Genomic DNA, 3,318 nt, shown 5'->3' on the forward strand with positions numbered 1-3,318 from the left:
GCGAAAGGAGCGAGACTCCTGCGGGAAAAGCAACAGCTGAAGACCCCGCAGGAACGAGGAGGCTGAAGCGTTGCCCGCGGAAAGCGAGCATCCTGAAGAGAAAATCAACATCAAAGTTAATAGAGCAAATTTTTTAACGGTATAACTGTTATTCTGAGAGTGTTTGCTTTTTTTAAAAGTGAATTATGAAATTGATTCATTAAAATGAAGTAAAGCAATGAGAGGATTTTAAAATAATGAGATTACATATTCATGATGTAATAGTAGTAGAAGGAAAAAGTGATACAAATGTGATTAAACAGTATGTAGACTGTGACACGATAGAAACAAATGGGTCTGCAGTAGGTTCGGATGTAATTAACCGTATAAAATTAGCCGTTGAACGTCGAGGAGTAATTATTTTTACAGATCCCGACTATCCAGGTGAGAGGATACGTTTGACTATTGATAGGGCGGTTTCTGGCTGTAAGCACGCATTTTTACCTAAGGAAGCTGCTATTGATCATCAAAAGGGAAAGGTTGGTGTAGAGCATGCCTCTATGGAAAGTATTATAAGCGCACTTCAAAAGGCAAAACCAACCTATTCGGGAGAAATCTTTTCTGTCGATATTACAAAGGAGGACTTAATCTATGCCGGTTTAATTGCCGGTGAGGGTTCTAGACAAAAAAGAGAAATGTTAGGGAAAATATTAAATATCGGCTACACTAATGGCAAACAACTGTTGAAGAGAATACAGCAGTTTCAAATATCTAAAGAGGAATTTATGGAAGCTTTACGAAAAATCGAACAGGAGACTTAAGATGAGTGAAAAAGATATTGCAACACCGAAACGTACCAAAGCCATATTAGAAAAGTACGGATTTTCCTTCAAAAAAAGTTTAGGGCAAAATTTCTTAATTGATACGAACATATTGAGGCGAATTGTTGATGCAGCGAATGTAACGGAAACTTCAGGTGCTGTTGAAATAGGACCTGGGATAGGGGCATTAACAGAGCAGTTAGCAAAAAGGACAAAAAAGGTCGTGGCTTACGAAATTGATCAACGATTAATCCCTATTCTTGAAGATACGTTATCACCTTATCCTCACGTAAAGGTGATCCATGGGGACGTACTTAAGGTAGATGTGAAGGAAATGGTAAATAAAGAGTTTGAGAACATGGAGGATGTGGCAGTAGTGGCTAATCTGCCGTATTATGTTACAACTCCTATCTTGATGAAATTATTGGAGGAAAAACTCCCAGTACGGACCATTGTTGTTATGATTCAGAAGGAAGTGGCAGAACGAATAGCAGCGGGGCCTAACACGAAGAATTATGGATCACTGTCTATTGCAGCACAATATTATGCACATGCTGAAACAGTTTTTACAGTACCAAAAACAGTATTTGTTCCTCAGCCCAATGTAGATTCTGCTATTTTAAGGTTAACCATTAGAGAGGAACCTCCAGTTCAGGTACAGGATGAAAAATTCTTCTTCGAGGTTGTCCGGGCTTCCTTTGCCCAAAGGAGGAAAACAATCCTTAATAACTTATCCCATCATTTTCCTGACTTGAACAAAACAGAAATAGAAAAAGTCCTTCAGCATTCTGGCATTGATCCAAAAAGAAGGGGAGAATCCCTTTCAATGGAGGAATTTGCAAAATTAAGTAACTTCCTGATCCAATAGGTACATCAGGGAGTAGCAACTAACATTCTCCTTGCATAACTTATCGTGTGAGGAGGCGTTTGTCATGGCAAGTATTAAGGTAGGTCAAATTGTTGGCAGAACTTCATATAATTGTGATATTTTATTCCGAGTAAAAAGTATCGATGGCGATATAGCGGAGCTTAGCGGGGAAGACATGCGGCTCTGTGCTGATGCTCCCTTAAGTGATTTAGTAGCTATAAAGGATAAGGATAGAGAAAGACTGGCTAAAAAGCAAAGGGAAAAGGAAGAAAGTTGTTATCAGCTTTTTCGTCAGGATCGTAAACTAATCCGAGAAAGAAACGAATATGATGTAACATCAGGATACGCAAAAAAAAATTCCTATTTCGAAGTTCCGGGAAAAGTTCTACACATGGATGGGGATTCCTTATATTTAAAAAAATGTACCCAAGTATATGATCGATTAGGTGTTCCCGTTTACGGTGTTCATCTAAGTGAAAAGGAAATGCCTTTAAGGGTTGCTTCCCTCATTGAAATGGTAAGACCGGATATTCTTGTTATTACTGGACATGACTCTTATAGCAAGTTAAAGGGAAGTGAACAAGATATGAAGGCTTACCGTAACTCACAACACTTTGTTGATACAGTGAAGGAAGCAAGAAAAATTGTCCCTTTTATGGATCATTTAGTTATATTTGCAGGGGCATGTCAATCAAATTTTCAATCTTTATTAAAAGCTGGAGCAAATTTTGCAAGTTCACCGGAAAGGGTAAACATACACGCTTTAGATCCGGTGTATGTCGTTTCGAAGGTTAGTTTAACTCCTTTTATGGACCGAGTTGGTGTGTGGGACATTTTAAAGACCTCCATGACTGGAAAAAAAGGATTGGGAGGAGTAGAAACAAACGGAACGTTAAGAAGGGGCATGCCACATTATAGTGAGGAAGATTTTAACTCCTAACAGAACAACACATATTAGCATGCGCTAAATAAAGGGTATATCAAAAGGAATTGTTGTCTTTTTGATATGCCCTTTCTTTAATGTAGAAAATTTTTCTGTAATAGATATTTACATAATTTTGTCGGAATAGCACACTATATAAATAACATTGGAAAATCAGTAAAAATTGATTGACACATCATTGATACATTGTTATAATTTTAATTTTATTTGACGTGTAGAGCCGGGTGTGTTATACTTGGGACAAGTGAGGTGTAGTGAATGGCTAAAACATTAATTGAGATTAAACGATCTTTAGACGAAAATGTCGGAAAGAGAATTACCATTCAAGCAAATGGTGGTAGACGGAAAACAATTGAAAGGTCAGGCTTACTAGAAGGGACTTACCCATCTGTTTTTACAATAAAGCTCGATCAAGATGAATATTCAGTCGAGAGGGTTTCCTACAGCTACACAGACGTACTGACTGAAACGGTGAAACTGACACTTTCAGAAGATCCGGAAGTCCAGTTAGAGGCAGCAGAAAACGTATAAATAGATCCAAAATTTAGCGGTTATTCAAAAAAATGTCTACATCAAAATTCTGTAGACTCTTTTTTGGATAATCGTTTTTTATTTGTTTAGCGTACAATGTCAAATACTTTTTTCAAGATTTAGAGTAACTCAAACACACCTACTTTAATTTCCTTTTTTTACAAGTAGCAATCAAC

4 protein-coding genes are annotated in these 3,318 nt (G+C 37.4%); all 4 read left to right on the forward strand.

Annotated features, from left to right (window positions below; all coding sequences use genetic code 11):
- Positions 1-236: 236 nt before the first annotated feature.
- The 4 genes from rnmV (at position 237) to veg (ending at position 3,142) form a co-directional block, all read left to right on the forward strand.
- On the forward strand, positions 237-800 hold the full coding sequence (gene rnmV / locus J2S74_RS27195) for a ribonuclease M5 (RefSeq protein WP_307332880.1): 564 nt from the start codon (positions 237-239) through the stop codon (positions 798-800).
- 1 nt (position 801) lies between these two features.
- Positions 802-1,668 carry a 16S rRNA (adenine(1518)-N(6)/adenine(1519)-N(6))-dimethyltransferase RsmA gene (gene rsmA / locus J2S74_RS27200; RefSeq protein WP_307332883.1) on the forward strand — a complete coding sequence of 289 codons (867 nt, stop codon included), beginning with the start codon at positions 802-804 and terminating at the stop codon, positions 1,666-1,668.
- A gap of 64 nt (positions 1,669-1,732) precedes the next feature.
- Positions 1,733-2,608 carry a sporulation peptidase YabG gene (gene yabG, locus J2S74_RS27205; RefSeq protein ID WP_307332885.1) on the forward strand — a complete coding sequence of 292 codons (876 nt, stop codon included), beginning with the start codon at positions 1,733-1,735 and terminating at the stop codon, positions 2,606-2,608.
- A 261-nt stretch (positions 2,609-2,869) separates the two neighbouring features.
- Positions 2,870-3,142 (forward strand): biofilm formation stimulator Veg, encoded by a 273-nt coding sequence (veg, locus tag J2S74_RS27210; RefSeq protein ID WP_307332888.1) that lies wholly within the window; start codon positions 2,870-2,872, stop codon positions 3,140-3,142.
- Positions 3,143-3,318 lie beyond the last annotated feature (176 nt).

The sequence above is a fragment of the Evansella vedderi genome, from assembly GCF_030813435.1.
Classification (GTDB): domain Bacteria; phylum Bacillota; class Bacilli; order Bacillales; family Salisediminibacteriaceae; genus Evansella; species Evansella vedderi.